This is a genomic window from Halomonas alkalicola (assembly GCF_030704205.1).
Taxonomy (GTDB): domain Bacteria; phylum Pseudomonadota; class Gammaproteobacteria; order Pseudomonadales; family Halomonadaceae; genus Halomonas; species Halomonas alkalicola.
In genome coordinates this window covers 309039-334682 of record NZ_CP131913.1, presented here as the reverse complement: position 1 = coordinate 334682, position 25644 = coordinate 309039, and the positions used below count along the sequence as shown (strand labels likewise).

Here is a 25644-nt window from a genome sequence, read left to right as displayed (position 1 = left end):
AATCGTATATGAATTCAGATGACAGTTCGATGACAGCCGGCCTGCCCATCGAGGCGCGGCTCGACGCCATCCAGGCCGCCCTGGCGGCACACTCGCGCGCGCTGCTGGTGGCCGAGCCCGGCGCCGGCAAGACCACGCGGGTGCCCCTGGCGCTGCTCGAGGCCCCCTGGGCCCGCGAGGGCCGGCTGCTGCTGTTGGAACCCCGGCGGGTGGCGGCGCGGCTTGCCGCCGGCTTTATGGCGGAAAGCCTGGGGGAAAGCGTAGGCGACACGGTGGGCTACCGAATGCGCGGCGAGAGCCGGGTCGGCCCGCACACCCGCCTCGAGGTAGTGACCCAGGGCGTGCTGACCCGCATGCTCCAGGAGGACCCGCTGCTGGAGGGGGTAGCCGGCATCCTCTTCGACGAGTTCCACGAGCGCAGCCTGGAGGCCGACCTCGGCCTGGCGCTGGCCCTGGACGCCCAGTCGGTGCGCGACGATCTGCGCCTCCTGGTGATGTCGGCGACCCTGGACGTCGAGGCCCTGCTCGGCGTGCTGGGCGAGGGCACCCCGGTGATCGACTGCCCGGGGCGCACCTTTCCCGTAGCGACCCGCTACCGCGCCCTCAACGCGCGGGAAGAGGCCGCGCCCCAGCAGGCCCGGGCGCTGCTCGACGCCATGGGGCAGCAGGCAGGCGACGCCCTGGTGATCCTCCCCGGGGTGGCGGAGATCCGTCGCCTGGCCCGGGAGCTGTCGAACCGGTCGCCCGAGCTTGCCGTCATGGAGCTCCACGGCCGCCTGCCGCTCGAGGCTCAGCGCCGCGCCCTGCGCCCAGACCCTGAGGGGCGACGGCGCGTGGTGCTCGCCACCGCCATCGCCGAGTCCAGCGTCACCGTGGACGGCGTGCGCCTGGTGATGGACGCAGGGCAGGAGCGGGTGCCGGTGTTCCAGCCGCGAAGCGGCCTGACCCGCCTCGTGACGCGCCGCGTCAACCGCGCCAGTGCCGACCAGCGCCGAGGCCGGGCCGGCCGCCAGGGCCCCGGCCTCTGCCTGCGGCTCTGGGCCGAGGAGCAGCCGCTCGTTCCCCACGGCGAGCCGGAGATGCGCCAGGCCGACCTTGCCCCGCTGGCCTTCGAACTGGCGCGCTGGGGCGTGACCGACCCGGGTAGCCTCGCCTGGGTGACCCCGCCTCCCGCCGCGGCACTTTCCGCCGGCCGCGAGCTGCTCGGGCGCCTGGGGCTGCTGGATGCCGAGCACCACCTCTCCGAGCTGGGTCGCCGGGCCGCCCGCTGGCCCACCCATCCGCGTCTCGCGGCCATGCTGGAGCGCGCCCGAGCGCTCGACGCGCTGCCGCTGGCCTGCGCCCTGGTCGCGCTGCTCGAAGGGCGCGGCCTGGACGACGAGCGTGACCTCGAACAGGCGCTGCAGGCACGGCTCAAGGCGCCGAGGGAGCACCGTCAGTGGCAGCGGGACGCCGAGCGGCTGGCCCGTATCGCCCAGGTGAGTCTCAAGGTGGCAGGCCTGGCCCCGCTCGGTGAGCTGCTGGCGCTGGCCTATCCGGAGCGCATCGCCCAGCGCCTGGATGTCCCGGGCCGCTTTCGCCTGGCTAGCGGGGGCCTGGCGACCCTGCCCGACCACCACCCCCTGGCCCACGCGGCGCTGCTGGTGGCGGTGGAGCTGGACGGCGAGGCGAGCGGGGCGCGGATCTTTCGCGCCGTGGGGCTCTCTCAAAAGCGGATGGAAGTGCTCTATCCCGAGTGCGGCGAGTGGCGGGCGAGCCTTGCGTGGTCCGACGCCGAAGGCCGCCTGATCGGCGAGCAGGTGCGCGGCCTGGGCGCGGTGGTGCTGGAGCGAAGACCTCTGGCCAAGCCGCCGGCCGAGGCGGTCAGGGCGGCGCTGATCGAGGCGCTGCGCCGCCGGGGGCTCCCCCGGGATGACGTCCTGACTCAGTTACAGGGGAGGGTGGCGCTGCTGCGCCGCACCTTCGACTCTGATGAGCAGGCAGCCTGGCCCGACTGGTCCGACGAGGCACTGCTCGCGAGCCTCGAGGCGTGGCTTGCTCCGCACCTCGATGGCATCACCCGGCTCGACGCCGTGGAGCGCCTGCCCCTGGCGCGCCTGCTGCTCGACACCCTCGACTGGCCGCTTCGCGCCCGCCTGGACGAACTGGCCCCGGAGCGGCTCCCGGTGCCCAGCGGCGCCAGCCATCGGGTGGACTATGCCCCCTGCCGGGAGGGCCAGCCGCCGGTGCTGGCGGTGAAGCTCCAGGAGTGCTTCGGCTGGCAGGCCTCGCCCCGGGTGGCCGAGGGCCGCGAGGCGGTGCTCTTGCATCTGCTCTCGCCGGCACGCCGCCCCCTGCAGGTCACCGCGGACCTGGCTAGCTTCTGGGCCAATGGCTATCCGGAGGTACGCAAGGAGATGCGCGGCCGCTACCCCAAGCACCCCTGGCCGGAATATCCCACCACTGCCGAGGCCACCGCCCGCACCAAGCGGCGCGACCGGAGCTAGCTTCGCAGCAGGCGAAGTGCCAGGCCGCCGACCAGCCCTGCCCCGAGGATCAGCACGCCCCACAGCAGCCACTGGGTCCAGTCCCGGGGCGGGCGCAGCGCCGCTTCACCGGCCAGGGGCTGTGCCTCCCCCAGGCGTGCCGCGGCCGGCTGCCACCCCGCGCCGTGACGCTCGGCCAGGGAGGCCAGCACCGCCTCCACGGGCGCGGGCCGGCGGCTCTCCCGGGCGCTGCCGGCGGCGAGTCGCCAGGGCGGCTCCCCCTCGGCCAGGAAGACCAGCTGCTCCGGCCGGTAGCCCAGGCGTAGCCCGGGCGGCGCCTCGGCGCTCCATGATGTGCTTACCAGGCGCCAATGCCGATCCCGGCTGGGGGCGCGAAGGGGCTGCGGCGCCGAACGCAGCACCTCGCCGTCGTCGGCCAGCCGATAGCCCGTCCAGGGGGCGGCCCGCAGCTGCCAGGGGGCGTCCTCATGCTCACGGCTGTAGATCCGCCACTGGCTGGCATAGGACGCCTCGCTCTCCACGTCCGCCAGCGTCACCGGCAGCCGCTGCCCCAGGCGATAGTGAAACGCCTGGTCTCCCTGGGGGCTGCCCGCCAGGACCCGCCATTCGGGCTCGGGCAGCGAAGCCGGTGGGCGGGTCACCGCCACCACGCCGCTCAGTTCAACCGGCGGCGAGCCGTCGTCCGGACGCAGCCTCAGGTAGCGCGGCGAGACCGCGTCCAGCTCCAGCCGTCGGCGTACCAGCTGCTCGCCCTCATGGGCGATATCGAGAAGCCGCCCCCGGGCGGGGAGTGGCCGCCAGCGCTCCAGGTCATCGCTCGCCTCGAGCCGGTAGCGGCTGTCCACGGGGCGCTCGCTGGCCTCCCACTCAAGCTCCAGGGCCGTCACCGGCGCCGTGAGACCGCTCAGGTCGACCAGGGCGGCGCCGTCGCCGCGCTCACTCCCGGGTTGAACGCCTCGGCTCTCCACCCGGCGCAGCCGCCCCGAGGGGTCGGTCTCGGCGACCAGCTCCCAGCGCGCCTCGCTGCGCGCAGGCAGAGGCAGCGGGAACCAGGGGACGGCCTGGCGCTGCTCCTCCGCGGTCTCCGCCGGCCCGCTCGGGCGCAGCAGGGTGGGCACCGCTCGACCTCGGCTGTCGAACACCTGGAGATCCGCCAGGGCGGGGGTGTGCAGGGTGGCATAGACCTCCGACGGGAGGGTCAGTCGATAGGCCGGCGCTTCGGCATCGACGATGATCGGCCAGGCCTGCTGCCAGGAGGTGGCCAGGTCGTCGGCCAGCGCCAGGGGCGCCCAGCAGAGCAGCGCTGCCAGCCAGAGTCGGAAAATCGAAGGGGGTGATGTCATGGGGTCTCCTCCCGGAGCGCCGGCTCCCGTGCCTGGCGCGGGGGGGCCGGGGCTATATAGCCCACCGCGATGCAGAGCAGGCCATAGCCGATAAAGGAGGCGATGCCGAGCAGGTTGCCGAGATGGGTGCGGTCCACCAGCACCAGCTTGGCCAGCACGACGGCCATCAGCAGCGCCGAGACCAGCCACACCTCGCGCAGTCGGCGCCGAGACCCCAGGATCCAGCCGCTGACGCCGAGGACGCTCCACAGCAGCGTCAGGGCGGTCTGCACCGCCTGGTGCTCCAGCAGGGACGGCGACCAGGGGCCGAGGTCGAGCAGGTGGGCGCCGCGCAGCACCTCCAGGGAGAGCAGGGCAAAGGCGGCCAGTGCCAGGGCCAGGACGCCTCGCTCCTGCAGCCGGGCGGGACAGATCGGGTCCCGCTGTAGCCGCCAGAGCACCAGCAGGCTGGCCCCCTGGGCCAGGAACAGCGGATTGAGCAGCGGCCACCAGGTCAGCGGCGCAGGGCTTCCGGGCCTGCCGAGGAGCAGGAGCCAGAGTGCCGCCAGGGCCAGGGCGAGGCTAGCCGCCAGTGCCGGCCGCCACGCCTGGGCTCGCGGCAGCATGGCCGCCAGGAGCAGGGGCGGGTGCAGAAGCAGCAGGGCGAGCAGGCCGAGCCAGGGCAGCAGCGCCGCCGCCAGCCGCCAGCCCTCACCGAGGGGAGGCGGCAGGGCGGCCAGCAGCGCCCCGGTGAGAAAGAGTGCCAGGGCCCAGAGCCAGGCCCCCTGGGCGAAGGCCCCGGGCTCGCGACGGTGGGGCTCGCCGACGGCGGTCAGCCGCAGCACCCGGAGCTGCCGGTCCCCCAGGATCACCACCAGGGCCCAGCCCCAGGGCGCGAGCTGACTCAGGGTAACGGGACTTGAGTGCGGCGCCACCAGGGGAGCCGCCAGCAGCGGGAGGGTGGCGAGCAGGCCGGCGGCCAGGCTCCAGGCCAGGGCCGGTGCGGGGTGACGACGGTGGAATTCGGCGATCAGCGCACCGGTGAGGGCGAGCAGCGCCAGGCGCCAGTCGTTGGCGAGGTGGGAAGGGGCAAAGCGGCCGATCTCCTGGAGGGCGATCCCCAGCCACCAGGCCAGCCCCCACAGGTAGGCCCCCAGCGCCCAGCGGGAGCGGCCCCGGTGCCGGAGGCACCAGGCCGAGGCGAGGCCGGAGGCCGCGACGAGGGCCCCCGCCATGAAGGTGGGGTTGGCCAATGCCAGCGTCTCCGGGCGCTGGAAGGGCAGGCTCAGGATCAGGACGACGCCCGCCAGCAGCTGAAGCCCCGCGCCGGTCAGCTGCGGCAGCAGGCGGTGCTGGCGCAGGCCCAGCCAGATCAGGGCGGCCCCTTCGACGGCGAAGATGCTGGCGCTGACCCGGGCCGAGAGCGCCAGGGGTACCGCCAGGGTGGCCAGCCCCACCGCCAGCACGGCGTGGGCCTCCCCGAGCGGACGAAGGCTCGGGCGCCGCCGCAGCAGCGCGGCGAGCAGGGTGTAGAGGAGCCCCAGGCCCAGGGCGCAGAAGGCCAGCGGCAGGCGGGCACCCTCCAGCAGCGCCGCCTGCAGGCCGAAGGCCACCAGGGGGGTGGCGAAGACCAGGCTGCCGTCGACCACCCGGCCATCCATCAGCCCGGTGCGACTCGGGGGGCGGCGGCGGGCGTAGAGGATCGGGATGACCAGATAGATCAGGAAGAAGAGGGCCAGGAAGGGCTGGGCGATGGCGTAGTCCTGGGGGCGGTAGGCGAGCACGCCCCAGGCGGTGGCGATCACGAAGGTGGCCAGGAACCCCAGCAGGTTCAGCAGGCGCCAGGGGCGGTACCAGGCGATGGCGAAGATTCCCAGGTTGAGCAGGGGCTAGTAGCCGAACAGCACCGCCGGGTCGCCGCGCCCGGAGGTCAGCCACAGCGGTGCCAGGAAGCCCGCCAGGCTGCCCAGCACCGCCAGGGCCAGGGCGTTCTGCAGCACCGCCAGCACACAGAGCCCGGCCACCAGGATCACGCTCAGGGCGAAGGCTAGGGGCAGCGGCACCAGGCCGAAGCGCTGGGCGGCGGCGAAGATCACCATCAGCAGGATACCCACGGCGCCGCCCTGAAGGCTCAGGGAAAAGACGCGGCGCGCCTGGCGCTGGCGCCAGCCGAAGCCCAGTGCTCCGAGGGCCAGCAGGGCGATGCCGGCCAGTCGCAGCGCCGGCGGCAGGGTCAGCCAGCCCTCCTCGGTGGCGTGGCGGATCAGCGCCGCCAGGCCGGCGAAGAGCACCAGGGTCCCCACCTTGACCGGCACATTGCCCTCGGTGAGCCAGCGCCAGGCAGTGGCCTTGAGCCTGGCCGCCCGGTCGGTGAGGAGCGTGCCGAGGCGACTCGCCTGGCGGGGCGCGGCGGCCGGTGCGGCGCGGTCGGGCTCGCGCCAGCCGTCTCGACGCGGCGTGGCGGGCTCCGCGGCAGAGGGGGCGGCGGGCGTGGCGGGTGCGCCCGGGGCAGGGTCGCGGGCGCCCTCCGGCGCCACGCTCGCGTCCCGCGCCGTGCGCCGCAGCAGCGCCGCCTCCAGTGCCTCCACTCGGCGCTGCAGGCGCGCCGTGCGTATCAGGGCCAGGATCGCCACGGCGATCGGCAGCCCCAGCAGGGTCAGTAACAGCAGTAGCAGCGGCATGGTCTCTCTCCCTGGCTCGACTTCCAGCATGGGCCAGGTCCGTGCCGCTGTCGCGGGATTCGGCGCCTAGCCGGACTCAAGCCCGGTGTGACCGCCCTGGCCGTGGTTGGCGGTGGCCTGGCCGCTGACGCCCCGGGCGCGCAGCACCCGCTTTTCGAGTTCCACGATCAGGTAGATGGCCAGGCTGCCGGCGACGATCACGCCCCAGTGGCCGAGGCCGAGCCCTTCGCTGGCAAAGATCACCTGCATGAAGGGCAGGTAGGTCCAGGCCAGCTGCAGCGCCACGATAGTGCCGATGGAGCCCCACACCGGGCGGCTGCCGAAGATCCCCGCGAAGGAGAGGGTGCTGCGCAGCAGGTAGCGACTGTTGATCAGGTAGGCGGCGCTGCCCATCACCAGCATGTTGACCGCGCCGGTGCGGGCGAGCTCCACGCTGCCGCCCTGGGCCTGGATCCAGCTGAACATGCCGAAGACGCCGACCAGCAGCAGCATCGAGACGAACACCACCCGCCACAGCAGGAAGAGGTCGAGCAGGGAGGCGTCGGGGTCCCGGGGCTTGCGGGTCATGATGTCCTTCTCGGCGTGCTCGAAGGCGAGCGCCAGGCCCAGGGTCACCGCCACCACCATGTTGACCCAGAGCGCCTGGAGCGGGGTCACCGGCAGGGTGGAGCCGGCCAGCACGGCGAGCATGATGGCGAGGCCCTGGCCGCCGTTGGTGGGCAGGATGAAGGTGATGGTCTTGCGGATATTGTCGTAGACCTTGCGCCCCTCGCGGATGGCGCCGACGATGGTGGCGAAGTTGTCGTCGGCCAGCACCATCTCGGCGGCCTCCTTGGCGGCCTCGGTGCCCTGGATGCCCATGGCCACGCCCACATCGGCACGCTTCAGGGCCGGGCCGTCGTTGACCCCGTCGCCGGTCATGGCGCAGATGCCGCCGCGGGCCTGCATCGCCTTCACCAGGCGCAGCTTGTGCTCCGGCGCGGCGCGGGCGAAGACGTCCACCTCCAGGATCACCTCCTCGAGTTCGGCATCGGACATCGCCTCGATCTCGCGGCCGGTGATAGCGCGCTCGGTGTGGGCGAAGCCCAGCTGCCTGGCGATGGCGAGTGCCGTCACCGCATGGTCGCCGGTGATCATCACCGGGCGGATGCCGGCGGCCAGGCACTCCTTGACCGCCTCGATGGCCTCGTCCCGCGGCGGGTCGAGCAGCCCCACCAGGCCCAGCAGCACCAGCTCCTCCTCGGCGTGCTCGTCGGCCAGTTCATGGATGTCGCGGACCCGCTTCTCTGCCAGCGCCAGCACGCGCAGGCCCCGGGATGAGAGGTCGTTGATGCGCTCCTCCCAGAGGCCGACGTCGAGCTCGATGTCGTTGCCGTCGTCGCGCACCCTGTGGCACATCTCGAGCAGGCGGTCCGGCGCGCCCTTGACCAGCAGCAGCTGTTCGCCCTCCAGCTTGTGCAGGGTGGCCATGTACTTGCGCTCGGACTCGAAGGGGATGGCGTCGTGGCGGTCGTGCTTGCCGCGCAGCTCGTCGGTGGTCAGCCCCGCCTTGGCGGCGGCGACCACCAGGGCCCCTTCGGTGGGGTCGCCGTGGATCTTCCAGCGGCCCTGCTCCTCGCCCAGTTCGGCGTCGTTGCAGAGCACTCCCACCTTGAGGAAGTGGCGCAGGGCATGATCCTCGTCCAGGTCCAGCGCCTCGCGGTCGGGCTCGCCGTCGCTGACGCGGTGGAAGCTCCCCTCCGGGGCGAAGCCGATCCCTTCGATGCGCACCTCCCCGGACGGTAGCCAGATGGCCTGGGCGGTCATCTCGTTGCGGGTCAGGGTGCCGGTCTTGTCGGAGAAGATGGTGGAGATGGAGCCCAGGGTTTCCACCGCCGGCAGGCGGCGGATGATGGCGTTCTTCTTCGCCATGGTCTGCACGCCGAGCGCCAGACCGATGGTGACGATGGCGGGCATCCCCTCGGGGATCGCCGCCACGGCGAGGCCCACCGCCGCCATGAACATGTCGCCCAGGGGCTGAGCGTGAACCAGCACCCCGAAGGTGCCGGTAAGCACCGCCGCGGCGAGGATGAAGAGGGCCAGCACCTGCCCGGCGCGGTCGATCTGGCGCAGCAGCGGCGTCTTGAGCTTCTCGACGCCGCGCAGCATCTCGGAGATGCGGCCGATCTCGGTGTTGGCGGCGGTCTCCACCACCAGGCCCCGGGCGTTGCCCTGGACCACGATGGTGCTGGCAAAGGCCATGCTGGTGCGGTCGCCCAGGTCGGCGTCCTCCGCGGTCGCCTCGGTGTTCTTGTCCACCGGGGTGGATTCACCGGTCAGCGACGCCTCCTCGGTGCGAAAGCGCCGCGCCTCCAGCAGGCGCAGGTCCGCCGGCACCCGGTCGCCGCTCTCCACCAGCACGATATCACCGGGCACCAGTTCCTCGGCGGGAATGGTCTGGCGCTTGCCGTCACGCAGCACATTGGCCTGGGGGGAGAGCATCTGGCGGATGCTCTCCAGGGCCTGCTCCGCCTTGCCCTCCTGGATGAAGCCGATCAGGGCGATGATCAGCACCACCCCGAAGATCGCCCCGGCATCCAGGGTGTGGCCCAGGGCGAGGCTGGCGATGGCCGCCACGATCAGCACCAGCATCAGGATATTGTTGAACTGCTCCAGCAGCCGCTTCCACCAGGGCCGTGCCTCCGCCTGCTTGAGCTCGTTGGGGCCATACTCCTTGAGGCGCCGCTCGGCGTCGCTGGCGGCAAGCCCATCGGTCGAGCTGTCGAGGCGCTCGAGAGCCTCGTCGGCGGCCAGGGCGTGCCAGGCGGTGGTCTCGCTGCGTTTTGGGTCGGTCATCCTCTACCTCCGGCGCTGGTGGGCGGGTACTTCCAGAGAACTAGCATACAGCATGTTGCAGTGCAATGATCCAGGACAGGTTGACGCGCCAATTCATTGAGCACAAGGGGGATGAGAGCGGAGTCGAGGCGGTCGCAGGGCCCTGTTAACATGGGGCGAAAACCCCGACGAGGAACCGTGATGACCCACGCACGCCCCGCCTGTCCCTGCGGCAGCGGCCAGTCCCTGGCCCAGTGCTGTGGCCGCTACCACGCCGGGGAGCCGGCGCCTACCCCCGAGGCGCTGATGCGCTCGCGCTACAGCGCCTTCTGCCTGGATCTCACCGGCTACCTGCTGGAGAGCTGGCATGCCAGCTCTCGCCCGGCCGAGCTCGCCCCGGATCCGACCACCCGCTGGCTGCGCCTCGAGGTGCTGGAGAGCAACGAAGACGGCGATAGCGGTCACGTGCATTTCCGCGCCACCTTCCGTGAGGGGCGGCGCTTCGGGGTGCTGGAGGAGGCCTCGCGCTTTCGCAGGGAGGCCGGACGGTGGTATTACCTGGAGGGACGCCCCACGCTGAGCCGCCTCAAGCCCGGCCGCAACGAACCCTGCCCCTGCGGCAGCGGTCGCAAGCTCAAGGCGTGCTGCGGAGCAGGCTAGGCCCTTCCTCGTCGGCTGGCCGTCAGCCGGGTCAGCCCTTACACTGCCGGGCTGATAGCCTCGCCACCTCGGCCCTTTCACCCCACGTTCCGGACGCGTCCCATGGCCCAGACCCTCTCCAAGCGGATCAACAAGTACATCAGCGAAAGCGGCATGTGCTCGCGACGAGAAGCCGACCGCTACATCGAACAGGGCAACGTGCGCATCGACGGCAGGCGCGCCACCCCCGGTGACCAGGTCTTCCCGGGCAGCGTGGTCAAGGTCAACGGCCAGCTCGTCGAGCCGCTGGAGCTGGAAGAGGAGGACCTGGTCTTCATCGCCCTCAACAAGCCGGTGGGCATCGTCAGCACCACCGAGCCGAGCGAGAAGGCCAATATCGTCGACTTCGTCGGCCATGGGGCGCGCATCTTCCCCATCGGCCGGCTGGACAAGGACTCCCAGGGGTTGATCTTCCTGACCAACAACGGCGACCTGGTCAACCGCATCCTGAGGGCGAGCAACCAGCACGAGAAGGAGTACCGCGTCACCGTCAACAAGCCCATCACCGATGACTTCATCGCCGGGATGGGAGGTGGCGTGCCGATCCTCGGAGAGGTCACCAAGAAGTGCCCGGTGGTCAAGGAGTCCCGCTTCGTCTTCAACATCACCCTGGTCCAGGGCTTGAACCGCCAGATTCGCCGCATGTGCGAGGTGTTCGGCTACGAGGTGGTCAAGCTGGAGCGTCTGCGCATCATGAACGTCACCCTCAAGGGGCTCGCCGAGGGCGACTGGCGGGACCTGACGCCCGCCGAGGTGTCGACGATCCTCGCCATGACCGAGCACTCCACCTCCGAGGCCCAGTCCCCCGGCCGCCGCTCTGCCCGGCGCCAGGGTGGCAGGGCAGGGACCGGCAAGGCAGCGAGCTCCGGGGCGGGGGGGCGGCAGGGCGGTACGCCGCGCCGCGGCGAGGGTGGCACGGCTGCCGGCGGCAAGCCGGCCAGCGGTAAGCCCGGTAGGCGCAAGGCGTCAGGCGGCAGCGCGCCCCCGGGCAAGGCCGCAGGTGGCAAGGTGGCGGGTGCCAAGGGAGCGGGCGGCAAGACGCCGAGCGCCAGGGCGGGGAGCCCGAAGAAGGCCGGCGCCAAGCCCTCTGGCACCCGGAAACCCGGAGCAGGGCCGGCCAGGGGCGGGCGCTCCTCGGGGCCGGGACCCAAGGGCGGCGTGGTCGGCAAGCCCCGGGGCAGAAAGAAGTAGCGATTCCTCCCTCGACCGAGAGTCACCATGAGCGATGCCCGTCTCCACAGTCCCGCCGCGGCCCGCAACCGCCAGCCGATCCTCAAGGTGCTGCGCCAGGTCCTGCCCGAGCGGGCCCGTATACTGGAGGTGGCCAGCGGCAGCGGCGAACATGCCCTCTACTGCGCCGGCGCCATGCCCGGCTGGCACTGGCAGCCCAGCGATCCCACCGACGAGGCGCTGGCCTCCATCGCCGCCTGGCGCGAGACGGCGGCGCTGCCCAACCTGGCCGCGCCGCGGCATCTCGACGCCACCGAGCCCGACGGCTGGCCGGCAGAGTCCTTCGACGCCATCGTGGCCATCAACCTGCTGCATATCTCGCCCTGGGCGGTCACCGAGGCGTTGATGGCTCGCGCCGGTGAGCGCCTGGTGCCGGGCGGCACGCTCTATCTCTACGGTCCCTATCGGCGGGGCGGCGAGCACACAGCGCCCAGCAACGCCGCCTTCGACGCCAGCCTCAGGCGCCACGATCCGCGCTGGGGCGTGCGCGACCTCGAGGCGGTCGTGGCCGAGGCGACGTGCCATGGCCTCGAGCTCGAGCGAGTCATGGATATGCCCGCCAACAACCTCAGCGTGGTCCTCGTCAGGGGGCAGGCCCTCTCCACCGCCTGAGGGCCCGCCCCGCAGGATTACTCCGGCATCTCGCCGGGCACCCGGTAGCGGGGCGCCTGGCGGTCGCGCTCCTCGCGGGTCAGCGTCTCGTCGTCGGTGGGCACGCCCCACAGGGTCTCCTGGCTACCGTCGGGAAAGGTGTAAGTGGTACAGCCGGCGAGCAGCAGTGGGCCGAACAGCAGGGTCGCGAGCAGGGTCGAGCGCTTGGAGAGCATGCGGCATCCTTGATGGCAGTGTCGGGAGAGTCGGGCGGCCAGGGCCCGCGGCCTGTCGACATTACCCATCGCCGCTCGCCCTGGGAAGAGGGTTGGGGGAGAATGACGGCAGAACAAGGCATTACAGGAATCCACCATGCAGCAACTGCTTGATGAGATCGCCGAGATCGTCGGCCCCGAGAACCTTCTGACCGGTGAGGCCGTGCGCCAGCGCAGCGTCGACTGGTTCACCTCGGCCCCCTGCGAGGCCGCGGCCATCGTGCGACCCGGGAATACCGAGCAGCTCAGCCGCGTCATGGCCCTCTGCCATGCGGCTCGCCAGCCGGTGGTCACCCACGGCGGCCTGACCGGGGTGGTGCACGGTGCGGTGGCGGCGCCCAGTGAGCTTGCGATCTCCCTGGAGCGCATGAGCGCCATCGAGGCGATCGACCCGGTGGGTGGCACCCTCACCGTCCAGGCCGGGGCGCCGCTGCAGCGGGTCCAGGAGGCCGCCGCCGAGATCGGCATGCAGTTCCCGCTGGACCTGGGCGCCCGAGGCTCCTGCACCATCGGCGGTAACATCGCCACCAACGCTGGCGGCATCCGGGTGATCCGCTACGGCATGATGCGCCAGCAGGTGCTGGGGCTGGGGCTCGAGGCGGTGCTGGCCGACGGCCGCGTGCTGAGCTCCATGAATCACATGCTCAAGAACAACGCCGGTTTCGACCTGAAGCAGCTCTTCATCGGCAGCGAGGGGACGCTCGGCATCGTCACCCGTGCCGTGCTGCGCCTGCAGCCGGCCCTGGCCAGCGAGCAGTGCGCCCTGGTGGCGGTACCCAGCTTCGCGGCGCTGACCAGCCTGCTCAACCTGGCGCCCCTGCGCATCGGGCTGAGCGCCTTCGAGGCGCTGTGGAACAGCCACTACCGGCTGATGACCGAGGAGAGCGGCGCCCATACCCCGCCGCTGGCCACCGATTCGCCCTTCTACGCCATCCTCGAGAGCCAGGGCATGGACGCCGAGCACGACGCCGAGCAGTTCCAGGCGCTGCTGGAGGAGGCCTTCGAGGCGGAGCTGATCACCGACGCGGTGCTGGCGAGCTCCGAGGCCCAGCGCCAGGCGATCTGGGCGATCCGCGAGGACATCGAGGTGCTGGTGCGCACGCTCAATCCGATGTTCTCCTTCGACGTCAGCCTGCCGATTCCCGCCATGGAGGCCTATGTGGAGGCGCTGGAGCAGCGCCTGGCCGAGGCCTGGCCCGGGGTCGCGCGGCTGGTCACCTTCGGCCACCTGGGCGACGGCAATCTGCACCTGATGATCACGGTGCGAGACGGCGGCGCCGAGAGCCGTCGGGCGGTGGAGCAGCTGGTCTATGCGCCGCTGGCCGAGATCGGCGGCTCGATCTCTGCCGAGCATGGCATCGGCCTGGAGAAGCGCGACTACCTGAGCCTCAGTCGCAGCGAGACGGAGATCGCCACCATGCGCCTGCTCAAGCAGGCCCTAGACCCCCATGGCCTGCTCAACCCCGGCAAGGTGCTGGGGTGAGCGCCAGGGCGTGACATCCGGCGCCGCTCAGGCGCCGGACCAGCCCGCGAGTATCGGCACGTAGACCACCAGCAGCAGCACCGCGATCAGCCCCAGCAGATAGGGGAGGATCGCCCGGGTGATGCGCTCCAGCGGCAGCTGGGTCACCGAGGAGGCGACGTAGAGGTTGATCGCCACCGGTGGGGTGATCATCCCGATGGCGAGCCCCATCACGATGATGATGCCGAAGTGGATCGGGTCGATGCCGAGCTGGGTCACCAGCGGCAGCAGCACCGGGGTGAGGATGATGAGCGCACTGGCAGTCTCGATGAAGACCCCGGTGAGCAGGATCACCGCCACGATCAGCAGCATGATCACCAGCGGGTCGGTGGAGAGCGAGAGCACGGCGCTTGCGATGGCGCCGGGCACCTGCCAACTGGAGAGGGTCCAGCTCAGCACCGCCGAGGTGGCGATCACCAGCATGATCACCGAGGTGGTGATCGCCGAGCGGATCAGGATGCGGTAGACGTCGGCAAGGCCGAGGTCGCGGTAGACGAACAGCGACACCAGCAGGGCGTAGTTCACCGCCACCACCGCCGCCTCGCTGGGGGTGAAGATCCCCGAGAAGATGCCGCCCAGGATGATCACCGGGGTCATGAGTCCCCAGCTCGCGCTCAGGAAGGTGCGCCAGATGGTGGCCAGCGAGAGCTCGGTGCCGCGGGGGTAGTTGCGGCGGTAGGCCTGGACGATGGCGATGGTGCCGAGTCCCAGCCCCATGGCGATCCCCGGCAGGATGCCACTCAGGAACAGCTTCGAGACCGACTGCTGGGCGATCACCGCGTAGATGATCATCGGCACCGAGGGGGGGATCACCACGCCGATGGTGCCGCTGGCGGCGATCAGGCTGGCCGCCGAGGCCGGGTCGTAGCCCTTCTTGCGCAGCTCCGGCACCAGGCTCGAGCCCACCGCGGCGGTGGTGGCGGCGCCGGAGCCCGAGATCGCTGCGAAGAACATGCCGGCGCCCACCGAGACGATGGAGAGCCCGCCCTTGAGGAAGCCGAACAGAGCATCGGCGAAGTCGACCAGCTTCTCGCTCACCTTGCCCTGGGCCATCAGGTCCCCGGCAAGGATGAACATGGGCACCGCCACCAGGGCGAATGAGTTGATGCCCTGGAACATCTGCTGGGTAACCACCATCAGCGGCACGCCCTGGGCGTTCAGGGCCAGCAGGGTGCTGGCGCCGATGGCCAGGGCGATGGGGACCCCCAGCAGCATGAAGAGGAAGAAGAGCAGGAACAGCACGCCGGTCATGGCAGAGGCTCCTCGGCTGTGCCGCTGCCACCCTTGTCATCGTCGCGGGCGGCATCCGGCCCCTGGATCAGCAGCTCCAGCAGGTCGACCAGGGCGTACCAGGCCATGATCGCCGCCGAGAGCGGGATGACGGCGTAGACATAGGTCATGGAGAGGCGCAGCGAGGCGGACTTCTGGAAGCTCTGCACCTGCATGTAGCGATGGCCGATCACCACCAGCGCGACCATGAAGCCCAGCGCCACCAGCACCGCGGCGATGCGCGCGAGCTGGCGCAGGCGCAGCGGCAGGGCGTCCACCACGAAGGTCACGGCGATATGGCGCCCGCGCTGGAAGGCGAGGGTGGCGGCGAGGAAGGTGATCCACACCAGCAGGAAGCGGGCGACCTCCTCGGTCCAGCCCACCGCCGTGAAAAAGACCCGCGAGACGATCTGCAGTGTGATCACGCCGATCAACGCCGCCATGCCCGCGAAGACCACGGGCTGCATGACGGCGTCGAGGGCGCGCTCACTCCACTGCAGGGGTCGCAGCAGGTAGCGCGCAAGCGGGTTCACTTATTCCAGCGCCTCGCGGATGCGCTCGAGATAGTCGCCGAACTGCTCGCCGTACTTCTCGTAGACCGGCGCCACGGCGGCCTGGAAGGCCTCGAGGTCGGCATCGTCGATGATCTGCATGCCCGCCTCGCGCAGTTCGGCCAGCTGCTCCGCCTCCATCTCGGCGTTGACGCGGCGCTCATGCTCGGCGGCCTCCTGGGCGGCCTGCACCAGCACCTCCTGGGCGGCCTCGGGCAGCTGGTTCCAGCTCGGCATGCCCATCACGAAGAGCGCCGGTGCATAGGTGTGCCGGGTCAGCGTCATGTGCGCCTGGGTCTCGTTGAGCTTGAAGGAGTGGATGACGTTGACCGGGTTCTCCTGGCCGTCGATGGTGCCCTGCTGCATGGCGGTCAGCGCCTCGGTCCAGGCCATGGGGATGGCGTTGGCGCCGAGCTCGCGGAAGGTGTCGGTGTAGACCGGGTTTTCCATCACGCGGATGCGCAGGCCGTCGAGGTCGTCGGGGCTCGATACCGGACGCTCGCTGTTGGTCAGGTTGCGAAACCCGCGCTCGGCGTAGGCCAGGCCCTTGAGGTTGACCTCGGCGAGCTTGTCGAGGAGCTCCTGGCCGATGGGGCCGTCGAGCACCTCGTAGGCGGCCTCGGGGCTCGGGAACAGGAAGGGCAGTTCGAAGACCGCCATCTCCTCGACGAAGTTGGCCACCGGACCGTTGGTGATCACCCCCATGTCCACGGTGCCGATCTGCATGCCCTCGAGCAGGGTGCGCTCGTCGCCCAGGCTGGCGTTGGGGTAGAGGTCCACGGAGACCGCACCCTCGGTGCGCTCCTGGACCAGCTCCTGGAACTTCACGGCGGCGATATGGAAGCCGTCCTGCTCGTTGACCACGTGGGCCAGGCGCAGGGTGACTGGGTCCATCTCGGCGAACTCGGAGGCGTTGGCGGAGGCCATCATGGCAAGCGAGATGCCCATGGCCAGCGTGCTGCGTACGAAGCCTTTCATTATTGGTTTCCTTTGTAGTGTCAGCGTCTTGCGGTTCGATGCCCTGCCGAGCATGCACCGCCCCGGGGAGGCCGGTCAATGGCTTCGGCGACGGCTACAGCAGCCGATACATCACGTGGGCGTCCACCGGGCCGTGCACGGGGTGGCGAAAGGCCCGGGGCAGGGTGCCGGCGATGGCGAAGCCGTGCCTCTGCCACAGCTTGACCGCCACCTCGTTGGTGGCCACCACCAGGTTGTACTGCATGGCGCTGAAGCCGAGCTCGCGAGCCAGCCCCAGGGAGTGCTCGCACATCCGACCGGCGACGCCGAGGCCGCGGGCCTGCGCGGCGACGATATAGCCGCAGTTGGCCACGTGGTTGCCGGGGCCGGCCTGGTTGGCCTTGAGGTAGTAGGTGCCGAGCAGGGTGCCCTGCGCATCGACCGCCACCCGCACCGCCCGGGGCAGCTCGACCCACATCCGGTGGGCGTCCTGCTCGCCGATGTCGCGGGGCACGGCGTAGGTCTCCCCGGCGCGGAATACCGGCTCGAGCATCGCCCAGACGGCGGGCCAGTCGGCGGGATCGTAGGCGCGAATGCCGATCGGCGATGAACCCGTCGTCATGGTGCCTCCTGCTGGGCGCGCAGCCAGGCGATCTCCTCGGCCCAGATGGCCGGCTCGATGGTCTCCAGCACCAGGGGGATGCCGTCGGTGCGCGCATCGCGCATCAGGGTGGTGAAGCAGGCAAGGCCGATATTGCCCTGGCCCAGGCTGTGGTGGCGGTCGACCCGGCTGCCGAGTTCGCTCTTGGCGTCGTTGAGGTGCATGCCCTTGAGGTACTCGATGCCCACCACCCGCTCGAACTCGTCGAGCATGGCGGTGGTCGCCTCGGCGCTGCGCAGGTCGTAGCCGGCGGCGAAGGCGTGGCAGGTATCGAGGCAGACGCCGACGCGACCCTTGTCCTCCACCTGCTCGATGATCTCGGCCAGATGCTCGAATCGCCAGCCCAGGTTGCTGCCCTGGCCGGCGGTGTTCTCGATCACCGCGGTGACGCCGCGGGTCCGGGTCAGCGCCTCGTTGATCGACTCGGCGATGCGAGCGAGACACTCGGACTCACTGATCTTCTTCAGGTGGCTGCCCGGATGAAAGTTGAGCAGGTCGATGCCTAGCCGCTCGCAGCGCTGCATCTCGTCGACGAAGGCCGCCCGGGACTTGGCCAGGCCCTCCGCTTCCGGGTGGCCGAGGTTGATCAGGTAGCTGTCGTGGGGAAGGATCTGCCCCGGGCCGAAGCCGTGCCGGCGGCAGGCGGCACGGAACGCCTCGACGGTGGCATCATCCAGCGGCTTGGCGTTCCACTGGCGCTGGTTCTTGGTGAACAGGGCGAAGGCGTTGGCGCCGATCTCGACGGCGCGCAGTACCGCCTGATCGACGCCGCCCGCGGCGCTGACGTGGGCTCCGATATATTTCATGGTGAACGGGATGGCTCCGCTGCTGTCTCGGGAATGGCTCGGGATTCTAGCGCAACTCGCCGTGGGGTGCGGGGTGTCATCTCCACCAGCGGCATGCTAGGGTCATTGGATACCCATGATTTTTCAGGAGATTGCATGACATTTGCCAAGCCCCTCGCCGTGATCGGCAGCAGCGCCCTTGCCCTGACCTTCGCCCTGGCCGCCCCCGCCGTGGCCCAGCAGATGCCCCAGGGCGCGCCCAGCGCCGAACAGCAGGTGGCCCAGCTCGACGAGCTGGTGAATCTGGACGACAGCCAGGAGCAGGAGCTGGTCGCGCTGCTGACCGATGGCCAGGAGCGGCTGCAGTCGCTGCAGGCCGAGGCCCAGGGCGTGCAGATGCAGATCCACGAGCAGATCGGCCCGGAGTTCGATGAGGCCGCCATTCGCCGTGACGCCGAGCGGCTCGGCCAGCTCACTGGTGACATGACCGCCGAGAGCGCCCTGATGCAGGCCCGCATCCAGTCCACCCTGACCGCGGAGCAGCGCGACGAGCTCGAGCGCCTGGCCGAGGAGCAGGAGGCGCAGATGCGCCAGATGCAGGAGCAGATGCAACAGCAGCAGATGCCAGCCGAATAAGCCGAAGGCCCCTCGCAGAGCGGGGCCCTGGCGCGATCAAGAGGCGACCCTTCGGGGTCGCCTCTTGCGTTACCGCCCTGGCCTGCGCCCCAGCCAGTGGCGGTGTCCCAGGGGCGACGGCCGGTTCACCACCAGCCCCTTATCGGGGCGATGGGGGCGGGGGGAGGAGGGCCGCGGCGGCTGGAGTCGGGCCAGGGCGAGCAGCCGGCGGACGCGCTCGTCGGTGGGCGGGTGGGTCTGCAGCAGGCGGAACCAGCCCGGCGGGCGGCCACCGAGCAGCAGGGCCGACAGCCACAGCCCCTGGCGGCGCTCCAGCACCTGAAGGGCCCCGGCCAGGCCCAGCGGATCCCGGGTCAGCGCAGCCGCCTCGAGGTCCGCGGTGAACTCCCGGTTGCGCGACAACGCCAGCTGCAGCAGGGTGCTGGCCGAAGGCGCCAGGGCCACCACCAGCAGCTCCAGCCAGGGCATCCTGAGCTCTCCGGCCAGCACCATGGGCAGCATCAGCACAAGCCCCAGCTGCACCAGGAAGGCGCCCCAGATGGTCAGGCGCGTCATGGTCGCCGCCATGGACATGACCCGGGTATCCCCGTGGCGCAGGTGGCTCACCTCGTGGGCCAGCACCCCGGCCAGCTGGCGCAGGTCGAGGGTGCGCACCAGGCCGTCGGTGAGGGCGATGCCCCCCTCGCGGGCGTCCCCCACGGCGAAGGCGTTGAGGTCCGCCGACGGCACGTAGAAGAGCTGGGGTTCGGCGCGAATCCCTGCACGGCGATAGAGCAGATCCAGCACCCGGTAGAGCGCCGGCGCCTGGTGACGGCGCAGCAGGCCGGCATTGGCGCGGGCGAGCGCCAGGCGCGGTGGGATGCGCCCGCCCAGATAGAGGGTCAGCGCTACCAGACCGAAGGCCCAGGCCACCCCGAAGGCGCCCGCCAGCAGGTAGCCGGGCACCGCCAGCAGCAGGGCCAGACCGGCCAGGATCAGCAGGTGCTGCAGGGCGTTTCTGAGCCGCTGGGCGGCCAGGCGATGGGTCACGATGGCTCCTGATGACTCTCAATGGGGAGAGGGCAACTCGCTGATGTTGTTTGCGATTCTGGCGTAACGGGCTGTTTTCGTTAAAAATCGTTACGCTCACGCAACAATATGGAAATTGATTCCGCGCATTGAAATGTCGAAAATCCTGGGTTATATAGTATTTTCCCTACCAAGGAGACACGCCATGTCAACTTCCACCCAAGCGATCGTTCTGGACAGCGAAGTGCTCGAGTACTGGGCCACCACCGCCATGGCGCAGCGCGCCGCCAGTGACGCCATTCGCGCCTACATCGTCTGATTATCAGCGTTTGACACGATGATGGCGCAGGGCCAGGGAGGGCCCCCGACGCTTTACGGCTGAGACGACCAATCCGTTCGAGCCGTCCGCTTCGCCCCCTCGATTGACCTCCCGCCCGTCCCCTTTCGTCTTTGTGTCACCCCCTGCTTTGCAGCATACTTTGCCGTTTCCAAAAGGCACAGGATCGCCCGGCGCCGACCGCCAGGCCTCGATCCCAACGGCAAGCATCAAGGACGCGGCATGGCCCAGCTGCTACGCATCGTGATGATTCACGGCCACCTGGACGGCGTGGTCGAACTCAGTGTGGATGGCCACACCAACATCTGCGGTACCAACGCCTCGGGGAAGACGACCCTGCAGCGCCTGGTGCCGGTGTTCTACGGCGAGCTGCCCAACCGGGTCGTCCCACGCACCCGGCTCAAGTTCGATGCCTTCTACTTGCCCCACCGCAACAGCTACCTCGTCTACGAGTATCGCCGCGAGGAGGGGGATGTCTGCCAGGCGGTGCTGACCCGCAGGAGCGAGGGCGGCGTGGAGTACCGCTTCGTCGGCGCGCCCTATCGGCCCGAGGACTACCTGGTGGAGAGTGAGGCCGGGGTGACGGCCCTGGACTACGCCCAGTGGGCCAACGGCCTGCGTCGCCAGGGGGTCTCGCTGTCCCCCAAGTTCGGCGCCACCTCCGAATATCGCTCGGTGATCCAGAACGACTTCACCCAGGTCGGTGATGCCCAGCCCCGGGCCAACAGCCGCGACGGGCTGCGCCTGCGCCAGGTGGCCGCCCGCTTCAGCCTGGTGCGCCCGGGGCAGCGCATCCGCCATATGGAGAAGCTGGTCTCGGCAGTACACGCCAAGGAGGGCAAGATGGACACCCTCAAGACCATGCTGGCGGCGATCTTCGAGGAGGACGGCGTCGAGCTGCCGGTCACCCGCATTCGCAACACCAAGGCGCGGGAGTGGATCGCCCGTATGCGCCAGTCCATGCGCCTGGACCCCCTGCAGCGTTCCCTGGCCGCCCTCGAGAGCCTCGATCGCGAGCTCGCCGACCTCGAGGCCTCGCTGTGGCAGCTCAGGCCACAGCTCGAAGCCGACCGCCACCGCGCCGAGCGCACCCGGGCCGACCTCGAGGCCGAGCTCGGCCAGCGCCAGCGCGACTTCCAGGCCCAGGAGCAGGCCTACCGCGAGACCCGCGATGCCCTCAACGATCGTGCAAGCGAGCTCGACAGCGAGCTGGACAAGACCCGCGGGGACCTGGACGACTTGCAGCGCCGCTTCGAGGCCTATGAGGAGGCCGACATGCCGGGCCTCGAGCAGGACCTCAAGGCGCTGCCCCAGTGGCGTGAGCAGCAGCAGCAGCTGCGTGACCACCTCGAACTCATGGAGCAGGCGTTCCAGGCGAGCAAGGCGCGGCTCGAGGCCCGCCTGGTGGAGCTGGGCGACCTGCTGGAGCAGCGCCGCGACGAGATCCAGGCGCTGATCGACGCCCTGGGCGAGGAGAAGGAGGGCTGCCTGGAGGCCCAGCGCGAGGCGCAGAGCCGCCTCGAGGCCGACTACCAGGCGCGCCGCCAGGCCCTGGACGACGACTACCGCAGCCGCCTGGAGCAGGGCACCGCCCGGCTCTCCGAGCTCAAGGCGCAGCTGGCCCACACCGCCCAGACCGCGGAGGAGGCCCGCGAGGCCGAGCTCGCCCAGGCGCGGGTCGATCAGGCCCGCAGCGAGCAGCAGGCCGCCACGGCGGCGGTCGACAGCCTGCGCAGCGAGCTGGATGAGCGCCGGCAGGCGCGGGAGGTCGCCGAGCGCGAGTTGGAGCTGGCCCGCGCGCAGCGCTCCCGGGCCGAGGCGCACCTCGAGACGCTGCGGGTGCAGCGCGACCCCGCCCAGGGCAGCCTGCGCCACTTCCTGCGTCACCATCGCCCGGGCTGGGAAGTGACCCTCGGCAAGGTGATCGCCCCGGCGCTGCTTGAGCGTCGCGACCTGGCGCCTCAGTTCAACGACGAGGCCAGCGACGACCTCTTCGGCCTGGCGCTGGACCTCTCCGCCATCGCGCTGCCCGACTACGCCCAGGACGAGGCAAGCCTGCTGGCCGAGATCGAGGCCGCCGAGCAGGCGCTCGGCGAGGCCCAGGCGGCGATCCAGGCGGCGGAGAAGGCCCTCAGGGCGCGCCATGACACGGTGCAGGAAGCCACCGCGCGCCTCGATCGCGGGCGCAGCGCCAGCCGGCGTGCCGGCGAGGAGGTGGAGTACGCTCTGCAGGCCCGTCGCCAGTGCCAGGAGCGCCACGCTAACGCCCAGCAGGCCCGCCAGCTCGCCTGCCGCGCGGCCCTGGAGGAGCAGCAGGCGACCCAGCAGGCGTTGAGCGAGGAGCGACAGCGTGCCCTGGCGGCACTGGCGGAGACCCACCGCGCCCAGGGCCTCGAGCTGACCGCCGACTACCAGGGTCGGCTGTCCGGCTTCGAACAGCAGATCCAGCAATACCGCCGTCAGCTCGGCGAGCTCAAGGAAGAGAACCGCCGCCAGCGCGAGGAGCTGCAGGCCGCCTTCGATCGCGAGCTCGCCGAGCAGGGCGTCGACACCGTCCGCCTCGGAGAGACCCGCACCCGCCTCGAGGCCCTCGGCAAGCGCATCCGTGCGACCGAGGCGCGCCGCGAGGAGCTCGACGACTACGCCCGCTTCATGCGCGTGGAGTGGGGCGAGCGCAAGCCCCGGCTGGTAGAGAAGGAGGCGTCGCTCGACCGCGAACGCCAGGCGGCGGAGCGCGAGCGCGAGAAGCACAGGGCCGACTTCCGTGCGGCCAGCCAGGCGCACCAGGCCGCGGTGGGCGAGCTCAAGGTCCGCCGCGACGCCGAGCAGGCGCTGGTGGAGACCCTGGTGCCGCTGCTCGACAAGCTCGCCGACCTGGCGCTGGCGCCCGCCGCCGAGCCCCGCGGCGAAGCGCCGGGCGATGCCGCCGAGCGCATCGAGCGCGCCCGCCAGGCGCTGGCCGACCACGCCCGCCAGCTCGACGAGCTGCGTCGCGGCTGCGAGAAGATCGAGGTCGAGCTGGTCAAGGGGGCCAGCGCCGACTTCCAGGACGCCCTGGAGACCGAGCGCGCCAAGCTCGAGGATCCTGGCCCGCGCCGCCTGCTCGGGGTGCTGCGCGACATGCTCCAGCTGCTCGAGGGCCAGCAACAGCAGCTGCTGCAAGAGGGGCGCAACCTCAGCGACGACCTCGACAAGTTCTTCACCGTGTTCCGCGACCTCAACCGCCGCATCAACGCCCAGAGCCGGCGGCTCTCCGACGAGGTGGCCGACGACCTCCGGCTGGAGGGCATCGGCCGCGCCGAGGTTAAGATCCAGTCCACCATCGACGAGCTGGGCTTCTGGGAGCCGCTCAAGCGCTTTGCCCAGCGCTATCGGGAGTGGCGGGAGTCCGGCCAGCCGCTGCCCAGTGACGACTACCTCGATGCCCTGGCCGACGTGGTGGAGCTGTTGCGTAGCGACCAGCAGTACAGCTTCGAGAGCCTGCTGCGCCTGGAGCTGCACCTCAATGAGGGTGGCACCGACCTGGTGATCCGTAACGACCGCCAGCTGCTGGAGTCCTCCAGCCACGGCATGGCCTACCTGATCCTGTGCAAGTTCCTGCTCGCCTTCACCCGGCTGCTGCGGGGCCAGGCCGAGATCGCCATCCACTGGCCCATCGACGAGATCGGCACCCTGGCCTATCACAACGTCGAGAAACTGTTCGACGCCTGTGACAACAACCGCATCCATATCGTCGGCGCCTTCCCCAACCCGGAGTCGGACGTGCTGCTGCTGTTCCACAATCGCTACCTGATCGACCGCGACGAGGCGGCCCCGGAGAAGCGCCGCCTCAAGCGCATCGAGCCGCGCCTGAGCCGCCTGGCCCAGCGCCTCCAGGCCCGTGCCGAGGAGGCCGCCTCATGAGCGATATGATCCACAGCGAAGGCGCCATGGTGGCGCCTTCCATGGTCGAGCTGGGCCCCCTGCTCGAACGCCTGCTGGCCGGCGAGTTCATCTGCGCGGTGAGCGACGAGAGCGCCTTTCGCCGTCTCGAGGACGAGGCGACCCGCGAACGGCTCGATGCCTACCTGCGCCCGCTCAACCGCCGCCTGGCCACCAGCGACGAGGGCAGCGTCTACTTTCTGGCCTGGCGCGTGCTCGACGAGGCCGCCCGGGAGCAGCTCTCCCGGCAGCTGGCCGAGACGGTCTCAAGCCTGCTGCCGCTGCTGGAGTGGCTGCAGCTGGTCCAGGAGACCCTGGGGCGCGATGGCCTGGCCTCCGCGGGGGACGTGCTCAAGCCCGCGGACTTCAGTTCCCGCTGCGAGGACAACCAGGGCCTGCGCGAGCGCCTCGAGCGCCTCGCCACCGACCCCTTCTTCGGCTCCCAGAGCGAGCAGCTCGACGCCCAGATCAAGCAGGTCTTCAAGCGGCTCAGGGAGCACGGCTACCTGCTCCAGCCCCACGCCGACCGGCAGTACTACGTGGTGACCGCCAAGATCGACTACCTGATCGACCTGGTGCGCTTCATCCGCGACGAGGAGCACCTGCCCATCGATGACCAGGCGCCGGCCGGTCAGGAGAGCCTGCTGTGACGGGGGGCGTCGGCGACCCTCACGCCCTGGAGAGCCGGCTGATCAGCACCGGCACCGAGCGGCTGGCGCTGCTCGGCAAGCACGCCGAGACGCTGATGGCCGGCTACGCCCGGGACGAGGTGCCGCTGGCCGGGCTGAGCAAGACCGCGCTGAACCGGCTTCTCGCCGCGCGCATCCTGTGGCGCCCGGACGAGCAGGGCGGGGTCAAGCTGGCCCCCAAGGTGCGCGAGCTGATCGCCGAGATGCTGGCCGACGAGACCCGCCGCCACGTCAACGCCGACGTCGCCGAGTCCCTGGAGCTCCTGCGCAGCCTGGTGCAGAGCTACCGCGAGGCGCGGGATGCCGGCGACTACTGGCGCCAGGAGCAGCAGCTGCTGCGCCTGCGCCAGGAGGTGGACGACCTCAACGGCCGCTTCGCCGACGCCATCGACAGCCTGTGGCGCCGCCTCAACAGCGACTTCGGCTTCGTCAGCCGGCTGGGCGACAAGATCCGCGAGAACGAGCGGGCCCAGAAACAGATCGTGCGCCTGCTCGACGGCCTGGCGCTGATCGACTTCACCGAGTTGATCGAGCTGGTAGGGGGCGACGGCGCCCTGCGCAAGCTCCTGGTGAGCGGCCTGCAGCACCAGCTCAGCCGCCATTACACCAGCCTGCGCGAGGTGCAGCGGCGGATGATCGAGCTGCTGGCACGCTTCCGCCAGCAGCAGGCGCGCAGCCGCCTGGTGGCCGGCATGGCCGCCTTCCTGCGCGAGCATCCCGGCTTCGTGCCCGGCAACTACGCCCGGCGCAGCGAGGTGCCGGCGCTGGTCAACCGCGCCGCGCCGCTGATCGCCGCCGGTGCCGCCGCTCTGGACCACGACGCCGACAGCAGCACCCTGGCCGGGCTGCTTCATCGCCTGCCCAGGCCAGCAACGCGCTCCGAGCCGGTGACTGCCGCCGGCGCCGCACAGATTCAGGCGGCCACCCTCGTCGCCGCCCGCCATCAGGCGCTCAAGGAGGACGTGGAGCGCTTCTATCTCGCGGTGGTGGATGGCGGCGGTGAGCCGCGCAGCGCACTCGAGTACCTGCAGGAGGGCGAGTTCGACTGGGGCGAGGAGATCTGGCTGTTCCAGGTCATCGCCGAGTACCAGGGGCTGCCGCGGGGGGAGCAGCGAGCCTTCCGGCTGCGCCAGCAGGAGACCCAGGCCAGCCCCTTCAACCACCTGCGGCTGATCCACGACGTCATCCTTCAACTGGAGGCCTGAATCAG

At 70.6% G+C, this 25644-nt stretch carries 18 protein-coding genes and 1 pseudogene; 9 read left to right on the top strand and 10 right to left on the bottom strand.

Going from position 1 to position 25644, the window contains the following annotated elements:
* The first annotated feature begins 29 nt into the window (after window positions 1-29).
* The gene (hrpB, locus tag B6N23_RS01590; RefSeq protein ID WP_305501482.1) at window positions 30-2486 is read left to right on the top strand and encodes an ATP-dependent helicase HrpB; all 2457 of its coding nucleotides are present in this window, start codon (window positions 30-32) and stop codon (window positions 2484-2486) included.
* Here hrpB and B6N23_RS01585 read toward each other — a convergent pair.
* From B6N23_RS01585 to B6N23_RS01575, 3 genes and pseudogenes are all read right to left on the bottom strand, one after another.
* On the bottom strand, window positions 2483-3829 hold the full coding sequence (locus B6N23_RS01585; RefSeq protein WP_305501481.1) for a DUF3999 domain-containing protein: 1347 nt from the start codon (window positions 3827-3829) through the stop codon (window positions 2483-2485). The genes hrpB and B6N23_RS01585 overlap by 4 nt on opposite strands.
* A pseudogene (locus tag B6N23_RS01580) lies at window positions 3826-6489 on the bottom strand (DUF2339 domain-containing protein). The gene B6N23_RS01585 and the pseudogene B6N23_RS01580 overlap by 4 nt, the downstream one beginning before the upstream one ends.
* Before the next feature lie 66 nt (window positions 6490-6555).
* Entirely contained in the window at window positions 6556-9324 is a 2769-nt protein-coding gene (locus B6N23_RS01575; protein ID WP_305501480.1) for a cation-translocating P-type ATPase, read from the bottom strand.
* A 180-nt stretch (window positions 9325-9504) separates the two neighbouring features.
* On the opposite strand from B6N23_RS01575, the gene B6N23_RS01570 reads away from it, so the two are divergent.
* The 3 genes from B6N23_RS01570 (at window position 9505) to B6N23_RS01560 (ending at window position 11844) form a co-directional block, all read left to right on the top strand.
* Window positions 9505-9963, top strand: coding sequence for a YchJ family protein (locus tag B6N23_RS01570; RefSeq protein ID WP_305501479.1), 459 nt, complete (start codon window positions 9505-9507; stop codon window positions 9961-9963).
* A gap of 102 nt (window positions 9964-10065) precedes the next feature.
* The gene (gene rluF, locus B6N23_RS01565) at window positions 10066-11193 is read left to right on the top strand and encodes a 23S rRNA pseudouridine(2604) synthase RluF (RefSeq protein WP_305501478.1); all 1128 of its coding nucleotides are present in this window, start codon (window positions 10066-10068) and stop codon (window positions 11191-11193) included.
* A gap of 27 nt (window positions 11194-11220) precedes the next feature.
* The gene (locus B6N23_RS01560; protein WP_305501477.1) at window positions 11221-11844 is read left to right on the top strand and encodes a DUF938 domain-containing protein; all 624 of its coding nucleotides are present in this window, start codon (window positions 11221-11223) and stop codon (window positions 11842-11844) included.
* Between the two features lie 17 nt (window positions 11845-11861).
* Here B6N23_RS01560 and B6N23_RS01555 read toward each other — a convergent pair whose 3' ends face one another.
* Complete coding sequence (locus B6N23_RS01555) at window positions 11862-12128, bottom strand: hypothetical protein (protein WP_305501476.1); 267 nt, start codon at window positions 12126-12128, stop codon at window positions 11862-11864.
* 67 nt (window positions 12129-12195) lie between these two features.
* Here B6N23_RS01555 and B6N23_RS01550 point away from each other — a divergent pair, with 67 nt between their 5' ends.
* Window positions 12196-13581: an FAD-binding oxidoreductase gene (locus B6N23_RS01550; RefSeq protein ID WP_305501475.1), complete on the top strand. Its 1386-nt coding sequence runs from the start codon at window positions 12196-12198 to the stop codon at window positions 13579-13581.
* 27 nt (window positions 13582-13608) lie between these two features.
* Here the strand turns inward: B6N23_RS01550 and B6N23_RS01545 are convergent, their stop codons facing one another.
* From B6N23_RS01545 to nfo, 5 genes are all read right to left on the bottom strand, one after another.
* Window positions 13609-14871: a TRAP transporter large permease gene (locus B6N23_RS01545; RefSeq protein ID WP_119020929.1), complete on the bottom strand. Its 1263-nt coding sequence runs from the start codon at window positions 14869-14871 to the stop codon at window positions 13609-13611.
* Window positions 14868-15356: a TRAP transporter small permease gene (locus B6N23_RS01540; protein WP_305503912.1), complete on the bottom strand. Its 489-nt coding sequence runs from the start codon at window positions 15354-15356 to the stop codon at window positions 14868-14870. Before B6N23_RS01540 ends, B6N23_RS01545 begins: the two co-directional genes overlap by 4 nt.
* Window positions 15357-15422: 66 nt before the next feature.
* A complete protein-coding gene (locus tag B6N23_RS01535) occupies window positions 15423-16418 on the bottom strand; it encodes a TRAP transporter substrate-binding protein (protein WP_305501474.1) in 996 nt (331 codons plus the stop codon).
* A 94-nt stretch (window positions 16419-16512) separates the two neighbouring features.
* A complete protein-coding gene (locus B6N23_RS01530; protein ID WP_119020931.1) occupies window positions 16513-17019 on the bottom strand; it encodes a GNAT family N-acetyltransferase in 507 nt (168 codons plus the stop codon).
* Window positions 17016-17864: a deoxyribonuclease IV gene (nfo, locus tag B6N23_RS01525; RefSeq protein WP_305501473.1), complete on the bottom strand. Its 849-nt coding sequence runs from the start codon at window positions 17862-17864 to the stop codon at window positions 17016-17018. The genes B6N23_RS01530 and nfo overlap by 4 nt, the downstream gene beginning before the upstream one ends.
* 135 nt (window positions 17865-17999) lie before the next feature.
* On the opposite strand from nfo, the gene B6N23_RS01520 reads away from it, so the two are divergent.
* Window positions 18000-18479, top strand: a complete 480-nt coding sequence (locus B6N23_RS01520; protein WP_302138488.1) for a Spy/CpxP family protein refolding chaperone — start codon at window positions 18000-18002, stop codon at window positions 18477-18479.
* Window positions 18480-18548: 69 nt separating this feature from the next.
* On the opposite strand, the gene B6N23_RS01515 is transcribed toward B6N23_RS01520, so the two are convergent.
* Window positions 18549-19508: a zinc metalloprotease HtpX gene (locus B6N23_RS01515; protein WP_305501472.1), complete on the bottom strand. Its 960-nt coding sequence runs from the start codon at window positions 19506-19508 to the stop codon at window positions 18549-18551.
* Window positions 19509-20046: 538 nt separating this feature from the next.
* Between B6N23_RS01515 and B6N23_RS01510 the strand changes: the two genes are divergently transcribed.
* The 3 genes from B6N23_RS01510 to B6N23_RS01500 are packed head-to-tail and all read left to right on the top strand — an operon-like array spanning window position 20047 to window position 25639.
* Complete coding sequence (locus tag B6N23_RS01510) at window positions 20047-23727, top strand: ATP-binding protein (RefSeq protein WP_305501471.1); 3681 nt, start codon at window positions 20047-20049, stop codon at window positions 23725-23727.
* Between the two features lie 41 nt (window positions 23728-23768).
* Window positions 23769-24395 carry a condensin complex protein MksE gene (locus B6N23_RS01505; protein ID WP_369425130.1) on the top strand — a complete coding sequence of 209 codons (627 nt, stop codon included), beginning with the start codon at window positions 23769-23771 and terminating at the stop codon, window positions 24393-24395.
* The gene (locus B6N23_RS01500) at window positions 24392-25639 is read left to right on the top strand and encodes a hypothetical protein (RefSeq protein WP_305501469.1); all 1248 of its coding nucleotides are present in this window, start codon (window positions 24392-24394) and stop codon (window positions 25637-25639) included. Before B6N23_RS01505 ends, B6N23_RS01500 begins: the two co-directional genes overlap by 4 nt.
* Window positions 25640-25644 lie beyond the last annotated feature (5 nt).

What these genes read in the sequence shown, in the direction of transcription:
- hrpB (WP_305501482.1), top strand. Translation starts at nt 30, where the DNA reads ATGACAGCCGGCCTGCCCATCGAGGCGCGGCTCGACGCCATCCAGGCC.
- B6N23_RS01585 (WP_305501481.1), bottom strand. Translation starts at nt 3,829, where the DNA reads ATGACATCACCCCCTTCGATTTTCCGACTCTGGCTGGCAGCGCTGCTC.
- B6N23_RS01575 (WP_305501480.1), bottom strand. Translation starts at nt 9,324, where the DNA reads ATGACCGACCCAAAACGCAGCGAGACCACCGCCTGGCACGCCCTGGCC.
- B6N23_RS01570 (WP_305501479.1), top strand. Translation starts at nt 9,505, where the DNA reads ATGACCCACGCACGCCCCGCCTGTCCCTGCGGCAGCGGCCAGTCCCTG.
- rluF (WP_305501478.1), top strand. Translation starts at nt 10,066, where the DNA reads ATGGCCCAGACCCTCTCCAAGCGGATCAACAAGTACATCAGCGAAAGC.
- B6N23_RS01560 (WP_305501477.1), top strand. Translation starts at nt 11,221, where the DNA reads ATGAGCGATGCCCGTCTCCACAGTCCCGCCGCGGCCCGCAACCGCCAG.
- B6N23_RS01555 (WP_305501476.1), bottom strand. Translation starts at nt 12,128, where the DNA reads ATGGGTAATGTCGACAGGCCGCGGGCCCTGGCCGCCCGACTCTCCCGA.
- B6N23_RS01550 (WP_305501475.1), top strand. Translation starts at nt 12,196, where the DNA reads ATGCAGCAACTGCTTGATGAGATCGCCGAGATCGTCGGCCCCGAGAAC.
- B6N23_RS01545 (WP_119020929.1), bottom strand. Translation starts at nt 14,871, where the DNA reads ATGACCGGCGTGCTGTTCCTGCTCTTCTTCCTCTTCATGCTGCTGGGG.
- B6N23_RS01540 (WP_305503912.1), bottom strand. Translation starts at nt 15,356, where the DNA reads ATGCAGCCCGTGGTCTTCGCGGGCATGGCGGCGTTGATCGGCGTGATC.
- B6N23_RS01535 (WP_305501474.1), bottom strand. Translation starts at nt 16,418, where the DNA reads ATGAAAGGCTTCGTACGCAGCACGCTGGCCATGGGCATCTCGCTTGCC.
- B6N23_RS01530 (WP_119020931.1), bottom strand. Translation starts at nt 17,019, where the DNA reads ATGACGACGGGTTCATCGCCGATCGGCATTCGCGCCTACGATCCCGCC.
- nfo (WP_305501473.1), bottom strand. Translation starts at nt 17,864, where the DNA reads ATGAAATATATCGGAGCCCACGTCAGCGCCGCGGGCGGCGTCGATCAG.
- B6N23_RS01520 (WP_302138488.1), top strand. Translation starts at nt 18,000, where the DNA reads ATGACATTTGCCAAGCCCCTCGCCGTGATCGGCAGCAGCGCCCTTGCC.
- B6N23_RS01510 (WP_305501471.1), top strand. Translation starts at nt 20,047, where the DNA reads ATGGCCCAGCTGCTACGCATCGTGATGATTCACGGCCACCTGGACGGC.
- B6N23_RS01505 (WP_369425130.1), top strand. Translation starts at nt 23,769, where the DNA reads ATGGTCGAGCTGGGCCCCCTGCTCGAACGCCTGCTGGCCGGCGAGTTC.